Origin of the sequence: Reyranella sp., from assembly GCF_004296935.1 — a bacterium.
GTDB lineage: Bacteria > Pseudomonadota > Alphaproteobacteria > Reyranellales > Reyranellaceae > Reyranella.
Genome location: NZ_SCVH01000115.1, coordinates 1 through 16,759 on the forward strand (window position 1 = coordinate 1; position 16,759 = coordinate 16,759).

18 protein-coding genes are annotated in these 16,759 nt (G+C 66.9%); 11 read left to right on the plus strand and 7 right to left on the minus strand.

Annotated elements, in window-relative coordinates; translation table 11 throughout:
- The 4 genes from EPO55_RS16400 to EPO55_RS16415 form a co-directional block, all read right to left on the minus strand.
- The coding region (locus EPO55_RS16400; protein ID WP_296338074.1) for a penicillin acylase family protein at positions 1-1,819 on the minus strand (1,819 nt) is incomplete at its 3' end.
- A gap of 3 nt (positions 1,820-1,822) precedes the next feature.
- Positions 1,823-2,998, minus strand: a complete 1,176-nt coding sequence (locus EPO55_RS16405) for a CaiB/BaiF CoA-transferase family protein (RefSeq protein ID WP_296338075.1) — start codon at positions 2,996-2,998, stop codon at positions 1,823-1,825.
- Positions 2,999-3,051: 53 nt separating this feature from the next.
- Entirely contained in the window at positions 3,052-4,062 is a 1,011-nt protein-coding gene (locus EPO55_RS16410; protein WP_296338076.1) for a dienelactone hydrolase family protein, read from the minus strand.
- A gap of 9 nt (positions 4,063-4,071) precedes the next feature.
- Positions 4,072-4,902: a DMT family transporter gene (locus EPO55_RS16415; RefSeq protein WP_296338078.1), complete on the minus strand. Its 831-nt coding sequence runs from the start codon at positions 4,900-4,902 to the stop codon at positions 4,072-4,074.
- Between the two features lie 75 nt (positions 4,903-4,977).
- On the opposite strand from EPO55_RS16415, the gene EPO55_RS16420 reads away from it, so the two are divergent.
- A complete protein-coding gene (locus EPO55_RS16420) occupies positions 4,978-5,970 on the plus strand; it encodes an alpha/beta fold hydrolase (RefSeq protein WP_296338079.1) in 993 nt (330 codons plus the stop codon).
- 132 nt (positions 5,971-6,102) lie between these two features.
- Here the strand turns inward: EPO55_RS16420 and EPO55_RS16425 are convergent, their stop codons facing one another.
- Positions 6,103-6,993 carry a LysR family transcriptional regulator gene (locus EPO55_RS16425; RefSeq protein WP_296338081.1) on the minus strand — a complete coding sequence of 297 codons (891 nt, stop codon included), beginning with the start codon at positions 6,991-6,993 and terminating at the stop codon, positions 6,103-6,105.
- Between the two features lie 104 nt (positions 6,994-7,097).
- On the opposite strand from EPO55_RS16425, the gene EPO55_RS16430 reads away from it, so the two are divergent.
- Entirely contained in the window at positions 7,098-7,940 is an 843-nt protein-coding gene (locus EPO55_RS16430) for an isocitrate lyase/phosphoenolpyruvate mutase family protein (RefSeq protein ID WP_296338082.1), read from the plus strand.
- Here the strand turns inward: EPO55_RS16430 and EPO55_RS16435 are convergent.
- Positions 7,927-8,415, minus strand: a complete 489-nt coding sequence (locus EPO55_RS16435; protein ID WP_296338083.1) for an NUDIX domain-containing protein — start codon at positions 8,413-8,415, stop codon at positions 7,927-7,929. The genes EPO55_RS16430 and EPO55_RS16435 overlap by 14 nt on opposite strands.
- Positions 8,412-9,422 carry a porphobilinogen synthase gene (gene hemB, locus EPO55_RS16440; RefSeq protein ID WP_296338084.1) on the minus strand — a complete coding sequence of 337 codons (1,011 nt, stop codon included), beginning with the start codon at positions 9,420-9,422 and terminating at the stop codon, positions 8,412-8,414. The genes EPO55_RS16435 and hemB overlap by 4 nt, the downstream gene beginning before the upstream one ends.
- A gap of 96 nt (positions 9,423-9,518) precedes the next feature.
- Here hemB and EPO55_RS16445 point away from each other — a divergent pair, with 96 nt between their 5' ends.
- The 9 genes from EPO55_RS16445 to EPO55_RS16485 form a co-directional block, all read left to right on the plus strand.
- A complete protein-coding gene (locus tag EPO55_RS16445) occupies positions 9,519-10,658 on the plus strand; it encodes an acyl-CoA dehydrogenase family protein (protein WP_296338085.1) in 1,140 nt (379 codons plus the stop codon).
- A 9-nt stretch (positions 10,659-10,667) separates the two neighbouring features.
- Complete coding sequence (locus tag EPO55_RS16450; RefSeq protein ID WP_296338086.1) at positions 10,668-11,735, plus strand: enoyl-CoA hydratase/isomerase family protein; 1,068 nt, start codon at positions 10,668-10,670, stop codon at positions 11,733-11,735.
- A gap of 24 nt (positions 11,736-11,759) precedes the next feature.
- Positions 11,760-12,641 (plus strand): 3-hydroxyisobutyrate dehydrogenase, encoded by an 882-nt coding sequence (gene mmsB / locus EPO55_RS16455; protein ID WP_296338087.1) that lies wholly within the window; start codon positions 11,760-11,762, stop codon positions 12,639-12,641.
- A 7-nt stretch (positions 12,642-12,648) separates the two neighbouring features.
- Complete coding sequence (locus EPO55_RS16460; protein WP_296338088.1) at positions 12,649-13,335, plus strand: glutathione S-transferase family protein; 687 nt, start codon at positions 12,649-12,651, stop codon at positions 13,333-13,335.
- 27 nt (positions 13,336-13,362) lie between these two features.
- Complete coding sequence (locus EPO55_RS16465; RefSeq protein ID WP_296338089.1) at positions 13,363-13,854, plus strand: MaoC family dehydratase; 492 nt, start codon at positions 13,363-13,365, stop codon at positions 13,852-13,854.
- Positions 13,851-14,639, plus strand: a complete 789-nt coding sequence (locus tag EPO55_RS16470) for an SDR family NAD(P)-dependent oxidoreductase (protein ID WP_296338090.1) — start codon at positions 13,851-13,853, stop codon at positions 14,637-14,639. Before EPO55_RS16465 ends, EPO55_RS16470 begins: the two co-directional genes overlap by 4 nt.
- A gap of 8 nt (positions 14,640-14,647) precedes the next feature.
- Positions 14,648-14,932 (plus strand): putative quinol monooxygenase, encoded by a 285-nt coding sequence (locus tag EPO55_RS16475; protein WP_296338091.1) that lies wholly within the window; start codon positions 14,648-14,650, stop codon positions 14,930-14,932.
- Between the two features lie 40 nt (positions 14,933-14,972).
- Positions 14,973-16,040: a magnesium/cobalt transporter CorA gene (gene corA, locus EPO55_RS16480; protein ID WP_296338092.1), complete on the plus strand. Its 1,068-nt coding sequence runs from the start codon at positions 14,973-14,975 to the stop codon at positions 16,038-16,040.
- Positions 16,041-16,045: 5 nt separating this feature from the next.
- Positions 16,046-16,759: glutathione S-transferase family protein (locus EPO55_RS16485; protein WP_296338093.1), on the plus strand; the 714-nt coding region annotated here is incomplete at its 3' end.

The window sequence follows — 16,759 nt, forward strand, 5'->3', positions numbered from 1 at the left end:
CATGCCCTGCTGGGGCATGGACCCTGGCGGCCCGCTGGTTGCGCGGCGCCGATTTCAGCAACAGCGGCACCATCTCGACGGCGTCGAGCGAGAGATTGTCGGCCTGGATGGCGATCATGCCGTAGACCGGATGGCGCTCGACCTCGTGCAGGAGCTGGTTGGCGCGGCGCTGGCGATAGGGTTCGGCCCAGTCGCGGCTGATGAAATAGCGATAGGTGTCGGGCACCACCCGGGCGTTGGCGTTGACCAGGATGCCGCCGGCCGGATTGTAGGCGCGCGGCAGGGCGTCGAACGGCACGAAGCCCGCCCAGTCGTATTCGCCCGTCCAGCCGGGTACCGGCATGGAGCCGTCGCCCTTGCGCCGCATCGGCACGCGCGCGGGCGAGATCAGCCCGGTATTCCCGGCCGTGTCGGCATAGACGATGTTCTGCATCGGCGAGATGATCTTGCGCGCCGCCATCTGGAATTCCTCCCAGTTCTGCGCCAGGCCGAGGCGGGCAAAACCCTCGCCTGATGTATCGGCGCCATCGAGCGCCGTCGCCTGCAACGCCAGCACGTGGCCGGCGGGCGTGAGGCCGGTGGGCGCTAGAGCAGGCGGGGGCGGCTCGTCGGGGCGGGAGAGAAAGTCGTCGATCACCACGCCGTGCCGCGTCTGGCGCACCCGAAGCGCCACAGGATCGCCCCACAGGACGCTGATCGTCTCCTCGCGCACCGTGAAAGGCCGGGCGCCGTCGGGCGTGATGTAGCGGCTGGGATCGGTGGGATCGACGCGCTCGACGAAGAGGTCCTGGCTGTCGAGGTTGGTCGTGGTGAAGCCCCAGCCGATCGTGCCGTTATGGCCGAGCACGATGGCGGGCGAGCCGGGCGAGGAGGCGCCGCGGATGTCGAAGCCCGGCCCGACCAGGCGTGCGAGATACCAGACTCCGGGGAAGGTGAGCGCCAGATGGGGATCGTTGGCGAGCAGCGGCTTGCCCGACACCGAGTGGGCCCCCGACAGCACCCACTCGTTCGACGCTTCGCGCTTCTCAGTCGCCACATTGTCGGTAGCGCGAAACAGCCGGTCGAGGTCGATGCCCCGGGTCGCGGCTCGCACCAGCGAGAGAGTCGCGTCACCATTGTCGCCCGACGGCTCGATCAGGAATTTCACGCCGTCGTCGCCGATCTTGCGCGCGAGTCTCAGCCGCAGCAGTTCGGCGCGCCAGTTGCCGTCGAGGCCGAGCGCCATCAGCTTGCCCCAGACCAGCGAATCGGCAGGCCGCCACGGCTCGGGCCGGTAGCGGCCGCCCGATAGCAGCTTGATGAGCGTGAGTTCGAGTCCGTACTGCTGATCGTCGTCCTTCAGCCACGTGTTGACGCCGGCGGCGTAGGACTCGAGCAGGGTGCGTGTGCCGGGCGACAGCGCGTTCACGCTTTCGCTGGCCTGCCGGTAGAGGCCGAGCCCGCGCATGGTGCGGTCGGTGTCGACCAGGCCGCTGCCGACGACTGCCGGCGGGATGATCTCGGCGAGACGCCCCTGGCCCAGCCGGCGCATCAGCTCCATCTGCCAGAAGCGATCCTGGGCGTGGACGTATCCGAGGCCGAAGGCGGCGTCCTCGATCGAGCCGGCGATGACGTGCGGCACCGCGTTCCTGTCACGCAGGATCTCGACCGGCGCTTTCAGCCCGGCCGCCTCGACATGGCCGCTGTAGGGCGGCAGCGCGCCGCGGACGTGGAAATAGGCGCCGACGAGGAAGACCAGGATCGCAAGCCCCGCGCCAGCCACGAACTTCGCGAGGCCGGTGCCGAAGCGGACCATGATCATCGCGGGAGGTGCCCGCACGGTCTAGCCGCCGAGGTAGGACAGGATGGCCTGGCGGTCGCTGTCGAGATCGGGTGCAGGCGCCCGCGTCGGAGGGTCGGCAAAAGCCGACATTTTCAGCGGGTTGCCGGCGAGCTTGAGCGTGCCGCCGCTGCCGTCGGGGACCTCGACCACCATGTTGCGCGCCGCGACCTGCGGATGCGCCAGCGCCTGGGCGATATTGTTGATCGGCCCGCAGGGCACGCCGGCCTTCGAGACGACCTCGATCCAGTGCGCCGTCGTGTTGGCCTTGAGCACCGATTCTATTTCCCGTTCGAGCTTGCCATGATGCTTCTGGCGCAGCGCATTGGTCTTGTAGTCGGGATTGGTCGCCATGTCGGGCCGGCCGAGCGCCTCGCTGGTCTTGACGAAGAGACTGTCGTTGCCGGCGGCGATGATGATCGAGCCGTCGGAAGTCTTGAAGGCCTGGAACGGCGTGATGGTGGGATGCCGCGCGCCGAGAGGGCCGGGAATCTCGCCCTCGACCGTGTAGCGCATGATGGCGTTCTCGAGCAGCGCCAACTGGCAGTCGAACATGCCGATGTCGACCTTGGTCGACTCACCGGTCTTGAGGCGATGGACGAGGGCGGCGTTGACGGCAACGGCGGTGTAGAGGCCGGCGCCGATGTCGCCGATCGACATGCCGACTCGGGAGGGCGGCTGCCCCTCGTTGCCGGTGATGCTCATGATGCCGCCCATGCCCTGCATGACCATGTCGTAGGCCGGGTCCTTGGAATTGGGGCCGCTGTGGCCGAAGCCTGAAGCCGCGGCGTAGATCAGCTTGGGATACTTGGCGTGCAGCGTCTCCCAACCGTAGCCCAGCTTCTCCATCGTGCCGGGGCGGAAGTTCTCGACCACGACGTCGGCCTTCGCGAGCAGCTTCTCGAAGATCTTCCGGTCGGCGTCGTTCTTGAGGTCGAGGGCGATGCTTTCCTTGCCGCGGTTGACCGAGGCGAAATAGGTCGACTTGCCCTTGATGAAGGGGCCGTAGGCGCGGGCGTCGTCGCCGCCCTTGGGGGGCTCGACCTTGATCACCCGCGCGCCCATCTCGGCCATCAGCAGGGTGCAGTAGGGTCCGGCGAGGATACGGGAGAGGTCGACGACAACGATGCCCGACAGGGGGCCACTCTTGGAAGCATTGGGGACGGCATTCTGGGTCATCCCCGGTTCTTAGCCAGTGGACCGCCACGAATCCAGCCGGTCGTGACGGCGATTCACCGCACCGGGAGCTCGAAAGCCGCGCGCAGGAATGTGGCGACATCGCGCTCGGCGCGGGCAAGCGCTGCGGAATTGCCCCCCATCGTCGCGCCGCGCTGCATGCAGGAGCGGAAGTAGGCGGAAATCGTCGTCTGGTCGCGAAGGACCTCACCGGTGTCCGGCCGCCGCACCGTACCGCTGTCGACGTCGACTTCCGCCCTGCAGCCGCGGGCGCTTTGGAGAGCGGGCAGGAAGCGGGGCGGATCGGGAATGTCGAAATCGTGTTGCGCGCCTTCGTAGGAGATTGCCGTGATCGGGACACCCTTGCTGGCGAACCAGGCGGCATAGTCACGACAGGCCGCGGCCGGTGTGTAGTCGTCGGCGTCACCGAGCAGCATCAGGACCGGCGACGTGCCGACTTCCGCCGAACGATAGGGAATGCTGCAAGAGGGATACAAGGCCACATGCGCGGCGAATCTCAGATCGCCTTCGATCATCCCGCGCCTCAATGGCTCCAGCGCGCTGTAGAGGGCGACCTGTCCGCCGCGCGAAAAACCCATCACAGCGATGCGGGCCGGGTCGATGCGCGGATGTGTGGCGAGCAGGCGCAACGCAGCCAGCGCGTCGGCCAGATTGGCCATCGTGGAGAGGCGGCTCTGGTTACGCGACGTCGACTGCAGGCCGCGCGGCGTGAAGCTGTCGACCACGAAGGTGGCGATGCCGAGTGCGTTCAGGCGCGCCGCCCAGGCGTCCTCGCGGCCGGGCAGTATTCCGCCGCTGCCGTGGGCGATCACCATGGCGGGCGTCCTGCCGTCCGCGCTCAGCGGCAGGACGAGCGTGCCGACGACGGTCGTTCCGGTGGCCGAATAGCTCCGGCGGACAAGCTCGGTCGGCCCGCCGGGCGTCACCGATGAAAACTCGATGCGCCCCGTGCGACCGTCGGCGAGCGAAGCGACCGGATCGGCGGAAGCCGGCTGCGGCGGCATCAGGAGAAGCGCCGCAGCAGCGAAAGAAGCGGCAATTTTCATGTCTCGGTCCTAGCCAGCGGGTCGCCGCGAATCCAGCCACACATTGGCGGCTGCGGCGGCGATGACGATGGCGCCGCCGATCAAGGTGAGGTCGTCCGGTTTCTCACCATCGAACAGCCACACCCAGATCGGTCCCAGGACCAGCTCGAGCAGGCCAAGCAGGGCGGCGCGGCCGGCGGGAATGCGCTTGAGACTCGCCATGTAGAGGAGGAGCCCGCCCACGAGCTGGCCGGGGCTCAACGCGAAGAGCCACGGGACCTGCGACCACATGACGGTCTCGGGATGGGCGAAGGGCAGGGCGACCAGGCCGGATATCACGCCGGCCAGCCAGATCGCCGGCGCCATGCCGACATCGCGGCGATGGCGGACGACGACATAGTTGCCGCTCATGCAGAGCACGACGATGAAGGCCACGGCCATACCGGCGAGGGCACCGGCCTGCAGCGATCCGGCGACACTGATGGCAAGCCCCACCACCGCTGCCGCCATGGCGAGGACGGTGTGGGTGTGCAGCTTCTCGCCGAGGAATATCCGCGCGGCGATGGCGGTGATGAACGGCGTCGCGCCGAACATGATCAGGACATTGGCGACCGGCGCCAGGCCTAGTGCCAGGATGAACGCCACGAAGCTGCCGGCCAGCAGCAACGCGCTCAGCAGCAGGGCAAGCCCCGCATTGCGAACGTCGATCCAGATGCGGCGGTACTGCCACAACAGCAAGGGCAACATCGTGACCACGAGAAAGGCCGAGCGCCAGAACGAGATGTCCCAGGCCGGCAGGTCGATGCGCCGTACGATGACGCCGGCGGTGCTGAAAACCGCGGCGGCGACGACTGCGTACAAGACGCCGAGTGCCGCGGCGTGTGGGGAAGGAGTGGGCGTTGCCATCTGGGTGCCGGCCGTGAATAAGGACTAGTCGTGCAGACGTCCATTGCTTCCCTCGACTTGCCGCCCTTCCGTCCGCGCTTTCCCTGGTGGGGCGGGGATCTCCAGACCTTGGCCAATCGCCTGCGCGGCGCAGCGGCGCGCCTGGCGCCGCGTGGCGGCGAACGGCTCCGCTTTCCGCTGGCCGACGGCACTGGCGACACGCTGCTCGCCACATTGCATCGGCCGGTGACGCCTAAGCCCGGCAGGCCGCTCGTGCTGCTGATCCATGGCCTGACCGGCAGCGAGGACAGCCATTACATCCTGAGCCAGGCGCGGCTGCTGCTCGACCGCGGTTATCGCGTGCTGCGGCTCAACCTGCGCGGTGCCGGCCGGTCGCGACCGTTGTGCGGAGGTCATTACTACGCCGGCCGCAGCCAGGACTTCCGGGCGCTGCTGGCCCTCCTGCCGGCCGACCTCACGCAGGACGGGCTGGTCGCGGTGGGCTACTCGCTGGGCGGGGCAATGCTGCTGAAATATCTCGGCGAAGAGGGGTCTGCCTCGCCGCTCGCCGCCGCCGCCACGGTGTGCGCGCCGATCGACCTGTCGGTCACTTGCGGCCACATGATGCGGCGGCGCAATGGCTTCTATCACCGCTACATCCTCGACCAGATGAAGCGCGAGGCGACCGCCGAGGGCGCCTCGTTATCCGCCGCCGAACGCACGGCGATCCTGGGTTCGAGGTCGATCTGGGACTACGACGAGGTCTTCATCGCGCCGCGCCACGGGTTCGCCGGTGCCGAGGACTATTACGAGCGCTGCAAGCCGGTGCGCTTCATGACGGGCGTCCGCGTGCCGACGCTGGTGCTGGGCGCGGGGAACGATCCCTGGATACCGGCCGCGCTGTATCGTGCCTACAACTGGGCGGCCAACAAGGCACTCGTGCCGCTCTTGCCGGAGTCGGGTGGTCATGTCGGCTTCCACGGTGCTGGCGACGATAAGCCGTGGAGCGACGAGGTGATCACGAGGTTCTTCGATCATGGGTGAGGTCGAACCAATGACAATGATCGTGGGCGTCGCCTGTTCCCTTGTCGCCCTCGTCCTGGCATGGCGGGCCTATCGTGGTGCTTCGGCCGAACACGAGAGGCGTAAACGGGAAGACGAGGAACGCCGCCGCCGCTAGCCGCGTGTCAGGAGCGCCAGCAACGCCTTCGCGGCCGGGCTGAGATAGCCGGTGCGGCGATGGATGGTGGTGATCGGGATGGTGGTCCGCATTGCGGGAACATCCAGCGCCACCAGGGCGCCCCGACGCAGTTCGTCGCGCACGCTGCTTTCCGGCACCAGCGCCAGGCCGAAGCCGGCCTGGGCCAGTCGCTTCTGCGCCGTCAGGCTGTCGATCAGGGTGACGTCGGCGGCGTCCAGCCCGGCGTGGATAAGCTGGCGTGCCAGAACGTGGCCGGAGGAATCGCGTTCCTCAGGCACCGGCGGAAAGCCGATCCAGCGTTCGCCTTCCAGCATGCGTGCGTGACGCACGCGGCGTCCGGCCAGGCGATGGCCGGGGGCGGCGACGACAAGCATCGCCTCGCCGCCTGCGGCTAGCGAGACGAGTTCCGGCCGGTCACTGGTGAAGTAACGCAGACCCAGTGTGACCTCGCCTCGCCGGACCAGGTCGGTGACCTCGGCGCTCGAGGCGGTGCGGAGCTCGAGGCGCACGTCCTTCGAGCGCCGCGCGAAGCGGCGCAGGGCAGTGACGATGTGGGTGTCGGCAAGGGTGCCGACCAGGGCTAGCGAGATCGCGCCCCGCATTCCTGTCTTCAAGCCGTGCACCGCCTCGCGCCCGTCCTTGAGGGCTGCCAGCGCCGCCTCGGCGTGGGGCAGGAAGGCGCGCCCCGCCTCGGTCAGCCGGGCGCGGCCTCGGATGCGCTCGAACATCGGCGCGCCGAGTTCGTCCTCGAGGAGGCTGAGGCGGCGACTGATGGCCGGTTGCGAGCGGTGCAGCCGGCGTCCGGCCTGGGTGAAGTCGCCGAGATCGGCGATGGCGACGAAGGCTTGTATCTCATCGATATTCATGGATCAGAAATCCAGATGCTAATCGAAAGAACTATGCATTTTACAATGGATAGCGTGGCCGCGATCCTGAGGCGACAGATTTCACCCGAGTAAGGAGAGACAGCATGCGTAGCCGAGCCGAGAAAGCAGCGGCCTTCCGCGCCCTGCACGAGCGACCCGGCGCTTTCATCATTCCCAACCCGTGGGACGCCGGCACGGCCAAGCTGCTGGCGGCCCTCGGCTTCGAGGCCTTGGCCACCACCAGCCTCGGCCTCGCCAACGCGCTCGGCCGCGCCGACAGCGCCGTCAGCCGGGCGGAAGTGATTGCCAATTGCCGGGCGATCGCAGAGGCGACCGACCTGCCGGTCAATGTCGATCTGGAGAACTGCTTCGCCCACGAGCCCGCCGCCGCGGCCGAGGCGATCGGTCTTGCCGCCGAGGCCGGAGCGGTCGGCGGCTCGATCGAGGATTCCACCGGCGATCCCAAGAACCCGATCTACGACTTCGACCTGGCGGTGGCACGCGTGCGCGCGGCCGCCGTCGTGGCCCACGCCCAACCGGTGCCGTTCATGCTGACCGCACGGGCCGAGAACCTGATCAATGGTCGCAGCGACATGGCCGACACCATCCGCCGCCTGCAGGCCTATGCCGATGCGGGCGCCGACGTGCTCTACGCGCCCGGCCTGCGCAGTCTCGCCGAAGTTCGGCAGGTTGTGGGCGCGGTGAAGCGGCCGGTGAACGTCGTTACGGGCTGGCTCGATCCCGACATCACGGCGGCGCAACTGGCCGAGGCCGGTGCCAAGCGGATCAGCGTGGGTGGTGCACTGTCCCGCTTGGCTTTGGCCGCCTTCGTCAACGCGGGTCGCGCCATGAAGAACGATGGCTCCTTCGCCTGGATGCGCGACATGATGGCCTTCGCCGAGGTGCGGACGATGCTTGGTGCCGGGACAGGCGCTAGCCGATCGTGACCGGCTCCTTCGGCGGGCCGTCGCGCAGCAGGGCCTTCAGCCTGGGGCCGAGGTCGAGCGGCTCGAAGCGTTCACTCGACGCCGCGATTTCGTCGGCCGTCCACCAGCGGTGGCCCAGAGTCCAGCTCCGCTCCTTTTCGTCGAGGCCGGAGGTATCGGCTTCCGTCCGGTCGGTGCGGGCGAGGAAGAAGCGCTCGCGATGCATGACATCGGTGCCGCGCCAGCTCATCCGGCGCTCGCGCGTCCAGACCCAGTGCGGCGCGCCGGTGACGGGGAGCTTGGTCTCCTCGCCGGCCTCGCGAACGGCGGCCTCGGCGAAATCCTCGCCGGGATCGACCATGCCGCCGATCATCACCCAGAAGGGATCGAAGAACGGGTTTGCCGGATCGAACACTTTCGGATCGTGGACATTGAACAGGAACAGGCGGTCCTGCGGATCGAGCAGGATCAGCCGCGCCGACGGCCGCTCTTTCATTTCGACTTGAGCAATCGCGCTGCGTCGACCGCGCCGTAGGTCAGGATGCCGTCGCAGCCGGCGCGCTTGAAGCTGGTGAGCGTCTCGATCAGCACCTTGTCCCAGTCGAGCCAGCCGCGGTCGGCGGCACCCCTGAGCATCGCGTATTCGCCGCTCACCTGGTAGGCGTAGGTCGGCACGCCGAAGCTCTCCTTCACGCGGTGCACGATGTCGAGATAGGGCAGGCCCGGCTTCACCATCACCATGTCGGCACCTTCCTCGATATCGAAGCCCACTTCGCGCAGCGCCTCGTCGGAGTTGGCGTAGTCCATCTGGTAGGTCTTCTTGTCGCCCTTCAGCGCGCCGGAGCTGCCGATGGCATCACGGAACGGATTGTAGAAGGCCGAGGCGTACTTGGCCGCGTAGGACATGATCTGGGCGTGGATGAAGCCCTTGCCGTCGAGCGCTTTGCGGATGGCGCCGATGCGGCCGTCCATCATATCGGAGGGCGCCTGGATGTCGGCGCCGGCCTCTGTCTGCACGATCGCCTGCTTGATCAGGGCATCCAGCGTCTCGTCGTTCTGGACGTAGCCGTCGCGCACGATGCCGTCGTGGCCGTCGCTGTTGAAGGGGTCGAGCGCCACGTCGGTCATGATGCCGATATCGGGCACGGCCTTCTTCACGGCCGTGGTGGCGCGGCAGACGAGGTTGCCCGGGTTGTAAGCCTCGCGGCCATCGGGCGTCTTGGACTTCGGGTCGGTCTCGGGGAACAGCGCCACCGCCGGGATGCCGAGATCGCGCGCTTCCTTCACGGCATCGACCAGCAGGTCGACCGACAGGCGGTCGACGCCGGGCATCGAGTCGACGGGGGTGCGGGCGTTCTTGCCTTCCTGCACGAACACCGGCCAGATCAGGTCGTCGACCGAGAGCTTGTGCTCGGCGACGAGACGGCGCGACCAGTCCTCGCGGCGGTTGCGGCGGAGGCGGGTCGAGGGATAGCGGCCGAGAGTGGAGAAGCGCTTGGGCATGAGCCGCCTTATCGCGCGAACCGCGAAAGGCCGCAATGCGGCTTGTTTGCCCGCTTTGTTTGACTGGGATGGGGCCGCCGATATGATCCCGCGCGCATGGATTTCAACCTTTCCGAGGACCAGCAGGCCTTCCGCGACACGGCGCGGCAATTCGCGACGGGTCGGATGCTGCCCGAGGCGGCGCGCTGGGACGCCGAGAAGATCTTCCCGGTCGAGGTCCTGCGTGCGGCGGCGGCACTGGGCTTCGGCGGCATCTACGTGAAAGAGGATGTTGGCGGCAGCGGCCTCAGCCGCTTCGACGCCGCGCTGATCATGGAGGAGCTGGCGACGGCCTGCCCGAGCACGGCAGCCTACATCTCGATCCACAACATGGCGGCCTGGATGATCGACGGCTTCGGCGACGACGACCAGCGCCGGCGATTCCTGCCCAGGCTCTGCTCGATGGAGCATTTCGCGAGCTATTGCCTGACCGAGCCCGGCGCCGGGTCGGATGCGGCGGCGCTGGCCACGCGCGCCGAACTCAGTGGCGACCACTATGTCGTGAACGGCACCAAGGCCTTCATCTCCGGCGGTGGGCGCAGCGACATCTATGTCGTCATGTTGCGCACCGGCGGGAAGGGCGCGGGCGGCATCTCGACGCTCGTTGTCGAGGCCGGGACACCGGGCCTGTCGTTCGGCAAGCAGGAGAACAAGCTCGGCTGGAACAGCCAGCCGACGGCGGCGGTGATTTTCGAGAACTGCAAGGTGCCGGTCGCCAACCGGCTGGGGCCGGAAGGCCACGGCTTCAAGATCGCCATGGCGGGACTCGACGGCGGGCGCATCAATATCGGCGCCTGCTCGCTGGGTGGCGCGCGCGCCTGCCTGGAGACGGCGTCGCGCTACGTGGTCGAGCGCAAGCAGTTCGGCCAGCCGATCGCCGACTTCCAGGCGACACAGTTCAAATTGGCCGACATGGCGACCGAACTCGACGCCGCGCGGCTGCTGATCTGGCGGGCGGCCGCGTTGCTCGACGCCAAGTCACCGGAAGCCACGCAGGCGGCCGCCATGGGCAAGCGTTTCGCCACCGATGTCGGCTTCCGCGTCGTCAACGATGCGCTCCAATTGCATGGCGGCTACGGCTACTTGAAGGATTTTCCCATCGAGCGTTACTTGCGCGACCTTCGGGTGCACCAGATCCTCGAAGGCACCAACGAGATCATGCGCGTGATCATCTCGCGCCGCCTGCTGATGGGGTAAGTCGTAGAAATGTCCGACGCTGAAATCCTGTTTGAGATCAAGGACGGCCTGGGTCTCATGACCCTCAATCGGCCCAAGGCGCTGAACGCGCTGTCGCACGGCATGATCCTGGAAATGGAACGGGTCATGCCGCAGTGGGAGAAGGACCCGGCGGTCAAGGCCGTGGTGCTGCGCGGCGCCGGCGACCGTGCCTTCTGTGCCGGCGGCGACGTGGCCGGCCTCTACCGCGAGATGCGCGACGATCCCAATGGCACGGTGCGGCGCGACTTCTTTCGCGACGAGTATATCGTCAATCGCCGCATCTACCGCTTCGCCAAGCCGTGGATCTCGCTGATCGACGGCATCGACATGGGCGGCGGCGTCGGCCTGTCGGTACACGGTTCGCATTCGGTGGCGAGCGAGAAGTTCCTGTTCGCCATGCCGGAGACCACCATCGGCCTCTTCCCCGACGTCGGCGGCGGATATTTCCTGACGCGCCTGCCGGGTGCGCTGGGCACTTTCCTGGCGCTGACCAGCCATCGCCTGAAGGCGGCGGACGCGCTGTGGGCCGGCATCGTCGATGCCTATGTCCCCAGTGCCGCCATGGGCGAGCTGCAGGCGGCGCTGGGCGCGGCCGATCTCTCGGGGCCCGACGCCAACCGCAAGGTCGACGCGGTAATTGCCCGCTTCGCCGGCGACGCCGGCGTGCCGGGGCTGCCGGCGATGATGGCCGACATCGACCGCTGCTTTTCCGCCGAGTCGCTGCAGGAGATAGAGGCCAAGCTCAGGAAGCATCCGGGCGAATGGGCTGAGAAGCAGCTCGCGGCACTCCTCAAGCTCTCGCCGCTGTCGATGGCGATCACGCTGGAGCAGCTCAAGCGCTGCGCCAACCGCTCGTTCGAGGATTCGATGACCATCGAGTACCGCATGTCGCAGCGCTGCATGCAGAAGGGTCACGACTTCTTCGAGGGCGTGCGTGCGCTGCTGATCGACAAGGACCAGAAGCCCCAGTGGAACCCGCCCACCATCGACGGCGTGACACGGGAGATGGTCGAGTCGCATTTCAAGCCGGTGTCGAACGATCTGTTCTTCGACTGAGCCGGCAGCACGAGGGAGGACATCATGGCGAAAATCGCCTTCATCGGTCTCGGCAACATGGGTGGCCCGATGGCCGCCAACCTCGCCAAGGCGCAGCATCATGTGACGGCCTTCGACCTGTCAGACGCCGCGGTGAAGGCCGCGGTCGACAAGGGCGCACACAAGGCGGCGACGGCGGCCGAGGCGGTCAAGGGGGCGGAGATCGTCGTCACCATGCTGCCGGCCGGCAAGCACGTGCGCGAGGTCTATGAAAAAGACGTGTTGCCCAACGTCGCCAAGGGCACGCTGCTGATCGACTGCTCGACCATCGACGTCGACAGCGCCCGCCATGTCGCGGTGCTGGCCGAGAAGGCGGGGATGGAGATGGTCGACGCGCCGGTGTCGGGCGGCGTCGGCGGGGCCACGGCGGGGACGCTCACTTTCATGGTCGGCGGCGGCGATGGCGCCTTCGGCAAGGCCCGGCCAATCCTGGAGAAGATGGGCAAGAACATCGTCCATGCCGGTGCCAGCGGAAACGGCCAGGCGGCCAAGATCTGCAACAACATGATCCTCGGCGTCTCCATGGTCGCGGTCAGCGAGGCCTTCATGCTGGCCAAGCGGCTGGGCCTGGACGCCCAGAAAATGTTCGACGTTGTGTCGACCTCGTCGGGCTCCTGTTGGGCGCTCACCAGCTATTGCCCGGTGCCGGGTCCGGTGCCGGCGTCGCCGGCCAACCGCGACTACCAGGCGGGATTCACGGCAGCGATGATGCTGAAGGACCTGATGCTGGCGCAGCAGGCGGCGAACGCGGCCGGCGCCAGCACGCCCCTGGGGGCGGAGGCGGCGCAGCTCTTCAACATGTTCGTCAACAGCGGCAACTCCGCCAAGGATTTCTCTGGCATCATCCGGATGCTGGACGGCAAGTGAGGCCGCGATGATCACGCTCTACGACCTCGTCTTCCAGGATGACCGCCGGCCAAGCCCGTTCTGCTGGCGGACCAAGTACGCGCTCGCGCACAAGGGCCTGAAATGGACCGAGGTGCCGGTGGGCTTCACCGAGAAGGACAAGATCGCCTTCGCGTCATCGCAGACCGTGCCGGTGATCAAGGACGGCGAGATACCGGTGCGGGACAGCTGGGCGATCGCCAACCACCTCGACAAGGCGTACCCGGACAAGCCGCTGTTCAAGAGCGAGATGGCGCGCTCCTACGCGCTTTTCATCAACGGTTGGGTCGACACGCAGGTCCATGCCGCTCTCGCGCCGCTGATTATCGGCGATCTTTATGACCGCGTGCGGCCCGTCGACCAGGCCTACATTCGCGAGAGCCGCGGCAAGCGCTTCGGGTCGAGCGATTTCACCGCGGTCCAGTCGGCTGCGCGCGAGAAGGGGCTGCCGGCCTTCCGTCTTGTGCTGGAGCCAGCGCGGCGGACGCTCAAGGAGCAGAAGTTCCTGGCCGGCGATGCTCCGGCCTATCCCGACTATGCGTTGATGGGCGCCTTCCTGTGGGCCCGCATCGTCAGCCCATTCGAGCTGCTGGCGGGCGACGATCCGGTTCACGCCTGGCGCGAGCGCATGCTCGATCTCTACGGGGGCATGGGCCGCAAGGTCAAAGCGGCGTAGAAGTCGCGGACACCCAGGGAGAACATCGTGCCGGACACCGACGCCAAGCCTTTCGATCCGGCCGAGCACCGCTTCGGACCGACACACTGGTTCGAGGACCTGAAGGTCGGGCAGAAGTTCTACATCAATTCGCGCACCCAGACCGAGGCGCTGTTCGCGGCCTTCCAGCTCGCCAGCGGCGACAACCATCCGATCCACTACGACCGCGAATACTGCAAGGCGCTGGGACATCGTGACATGCTGGCGCACGGTCTCCAGGTGGCGATCCAGGGCGCAGCGGGCGGCGGCATCTTCCCGCATGTCGTGGGCGAGTCGCTGATCGGCTTTCTCGAGCAGTCCTCGCGCTTCCTGAAGCCGGTCTATGTCGGCGATACGCTCTATCCGATGCTGGAGGTGAGCGAACTCAAGCCCGGCCGCACCACCGGCGTCGCCGTCCTGAAGCTCACCATCCACAACCAGAAGGGTGAGCTGGTGAGCGACGGCGAGCACAAGTACCTGATCAAGCGGAAGCCCGCGTGAAGGCCCCCTTGAAGGGCAGGATCGCCTGGGTGACCGGCGGCGGCACCGGGATTGGCCGCGCCGGCGCCTTGGCGCTGGCGGAAGCCGGTTGCCGGGTGGTGATCTCCGGCCGTTCCGAGGCGACGCTCGCCGAGACCGCGGCGCTGGTCCGCAAGGCCGGCGGCACGGTCGAGATCCGCAGGCTCGACGTCGCCAACAAGAAGGCGGTCGCCCGGGTTGCTGCCGCCATCGAGAAGAAGCACGGTCGCATCGACATCCTGGTCAACAGCGCCGGGACCAATGTCCCTAACCGCCGCTGGTCGGTGCTCACGACCGAGGCCTGGGAAGAGGTGGTGCGGACCAACCTCGACGGCATGTTCTACTGCTGCCACGCCGTCCTCGGCGGCATGCGCAAGCGGGGCGACGGGGTGGTGATCAACATCTCGAGCTGGTTCGGGAAGTACGTGAACCCGCTCGCCGGCCCGGGCTACACCGCCTCCAAGTTCGGCGCCGCGGCGCTCACCGAGACCATCAATGCCGAGGACGGGCTGAACGGCGTGCGCGCCTGTGTCATCTGCCCTGCCGAGGTGGCGACGCCGATCCTGAACAAACGGCCGATCGTGCCGCCCAAGGCGGAGCAGGATCGGATGTTGCAGGAGGAGGACCTCGGGCGCACCATTGCCTTCGTGGCGGCGATGCCGGCGCGCGCCTGTGTGAACGAAATCATCATCAGCCCGACCTACAACCGGTTCTATTTCGGTGGCGGGGAAATCAACCAGGTCGCGCCGACCAAAGGGAAGAAGTGAGGAATGCCATGCTGGGAGTGATCGCCAAGTTGACCGTGAAGCCGGGCACCAACGCCGATTTCGAGGCGACAATGAAGGCGCTGCAGGCCAAGGTGCGGGCCGACGAGCCGGGCAACAAGCTCTATGCCCTGCACAAGACGGCCGACGTTAATGTCTACATCATGTTGGAACGTTACGACGACGAAGCAGCGCTGGCCGCGCACCGCGCCGCGCCGCACTTCAGGGAACTCGGGCGCAAGCTCGGCGACTATCTTGCCGGCAAGCCGGACGTTCAGGTGATGCAGGAAGTCTGACGTCCACGAGGGGCGGCAAGACGGATCGGCGAGAGGATCAATGGACGGCTTAGTTCACCGCCACACCAAACCCGGCACCGCCCCCGGCACGCTCGCCGGGCGGGCGCCCGTGCTCGACGAGGCGCTGGACTTCACTTTGGTCGAGTACACACCGGACGACGTCCAGGTCGTGAAAGGCGTGGAGGTCGACGAGTGCCGTTTCCATCTCGGCACGCCCGGCCACACCTGGATCGACGTCGCCGGCCGGCCGAACTCGGACATGCTGCGCGACCTCGGCATGGCCTTCAATCTTCATCCACTGGCACTGGAAGACGTGTTCCATGCCCACCAGAGGAGCAAGCTCGACCTCTACGAGGGGCAGGGTTTCATCGTCTTGAGCGATCCCGCCTACGAGGACGGCGAGCTGCAGTCACGCCAGGTCAGCATCTTCTTCGGCGAGAACTACGTGATCTCGTTCCACGATCACAAGCTCGACATCTTCAAGCCCGTGCGCGACCGGCTGCAGACGGCGGGCTCGCGGCTGCGCACCTTCGGCGTCGACTATCTCGTCTATGCGCTGATCGATCTCGTCGTCGACCGCAAGTTTCCGCTGATCGAGGCCCTGTCCGCCCACCTCGAGGAACTAGAGGACGAGGCGCTCGGTCATCCCACCGAGGACACCCTCAATCACATTCACAAGGCGCGGCGCGCCCTGGTGGCGTTTCACCGCATCGAGTGGGCGGAGCGCGAAACCGTGCTGGCGGTGATGCGGCCGGAAGTGCCCTTCATCATGCCGGAGACGCGGACCTACCTGCGCGACTGCTTCGACCATGCCGTGGCGGTGCTCGACCTGGTCGAGAGCTACCGTGAAATGACCAACGGCCTGATGGAAGTCTATCTCATGCACTCGTCCAACCGGATGGCCGAGGTCATGAAGACCATGGCCATCATCACGGTTTTCTTCATGCCGCTTAGTTTCCTCGCCGGCATCTATGGCATGAACTTCGAGACTCAAATCGGCAACATGCCGGAGCTCGGCTGGAAGTATGGTTATGAGTTCTTTTGGGGAATGGTCGTCGTCGTCGTCGCCAGTCTCTTCATCTGGCTGAAGCGCAAGGGCTGGATCTGAGGGACATGCATCGCATCTTCGGCTCGGAACTGTCGCCCTATTCGGTGAAGGTCCGCTCCTTCTTCCGCTACAAGAACCTGGTCCATGAATGGATCCCGCGCTCGCCCGCGGTCCAGGCCGAGTTCCAGAAATACGCCAAGCTGCCGCTCGTGCCGCTCGTGGTGACACCTCAGGGAGAAGGGGTGCAGGATTCCACGCCGATCCTCGAGCGCTTCGAGGCGGCGATGCCGGAACCCTCGACCATTCCCGCAGACGCAGCACTCGCCTTCGTCTCGGCGCTGCTGGAGGAGTACGGCGACGAATGGGGCAACAAGTGGATGTTCCATTACCGGTGGCGCTACCAGCCCGACGTCTGGTCGACGGCAGAGCGCATCGCCGGGCAGATGATGGCGGGGCAGGGCACGCTGGCGGTGGCGCAGGCCCGCGCGGCGGTAGCTGAGCGCATGATGGGCCGGCTGGGTTTCGTGGGCTCCAACGACAAGACACGGCCACTGATCGAGGCCTCGTTCAAGTCTGTACTCGGCCTGCTCGAGACCCATCTCGCGGCGCGGCCCTATCTGTTGGGCGGCCGTCCGGCGATGGCTGACTTCGGCCTGTGGGGCCAACTCTACGAGGCCGCGACCGACCCGACGCCGGGCGCGATCATGCGCGCCGCGGCGCCCAAGGTGATGGCCTGGGTGCAAAGGATGGTCTCGCCAAAGGCGGAAGGGGCGTTCGAG

Coding starts and splice junctions, on each gene's coding strand:
- hemB (WP_296338084.1), bottom strand. CDS start 9,422: ATGCCCAAGCGCTTCTCCACTCTCGGCCGCTATCCCTCGACCCGCCTC.
- EPO55_RS16460 (WP_296338088.1), top strand. CDS start 12,649: ATGATCACGCTCTACGACCTCGTCTTCCAGGATGACCGCCGGCCAAGC.
- EPO55_RS16425 (WP_296338081.1), bottom strand. CDS start 6,993: ATGAATATCGATGAGATACAAGCCTTCGTCGCCATCGCCGATCTCGGC.
- EPO55_RS16435 (WP_296338083.1), bottom strand. CDS start 8,415: ATGAAAGAGCGGCCGTCGGCGCGGCTGATCCTGCTCGATCCGCAGGAC.
- EPO55_RS16475 (WP_296338091.1), top strand. CDS start 14,648: ATGCTGGGAGTGATCGCCAAGTTGACCGTGAAGCCGGGCACCAACGCC.
- EPO55_RS16405 (WP_296338075.1), bottom strand. CDS start 2,998: ATGACCCAGAATGCCGTCCCCAATGCTTCCAAGAGTGGCCCCCTGTCG.
- corA (WP_296338092.1), top strand. CDS start 14,973: ATGGACGGCTTAGTTCACCGCCACACCAAACCCGGCACCGCCCCCGGC.
- EPO55_RS16410 (WP_296338076.1), bottom strand. CDS start 4,062: ATGAAAATTGCCGCTTCTTTCGCTGCTGCGGCGCTTCTCCTGATGCCG.
- mmsB (WP_296338087.1), top strand. CDS start 11,760: ATGGCGAAAATCGCCTTCATCGGTCTCGGCAACATGGGTGGCCCGATG.
- EPO55_RS16445 (WP_296338085.1), top strand. CDS start 9,519: ATGGATTTCAACCTTTCCGAGGACCAGCAGGCCTTCCGCGACACGGCG.
- EPO55_RS16450 (WP_296338086.1), top strand. CDS start 10,668: ATGTCCGACGCTGAAATCCTGTTTGAGATCAAGGACGGCCTGGGTCTC.
- EPO55_RS16430 (WP_296338082.1), top strand. CDS start 7,098: ATGCGTAGCCGAGCCGAGAAAGCAGCGGCCTTCCGCGCCCTGCACGAG.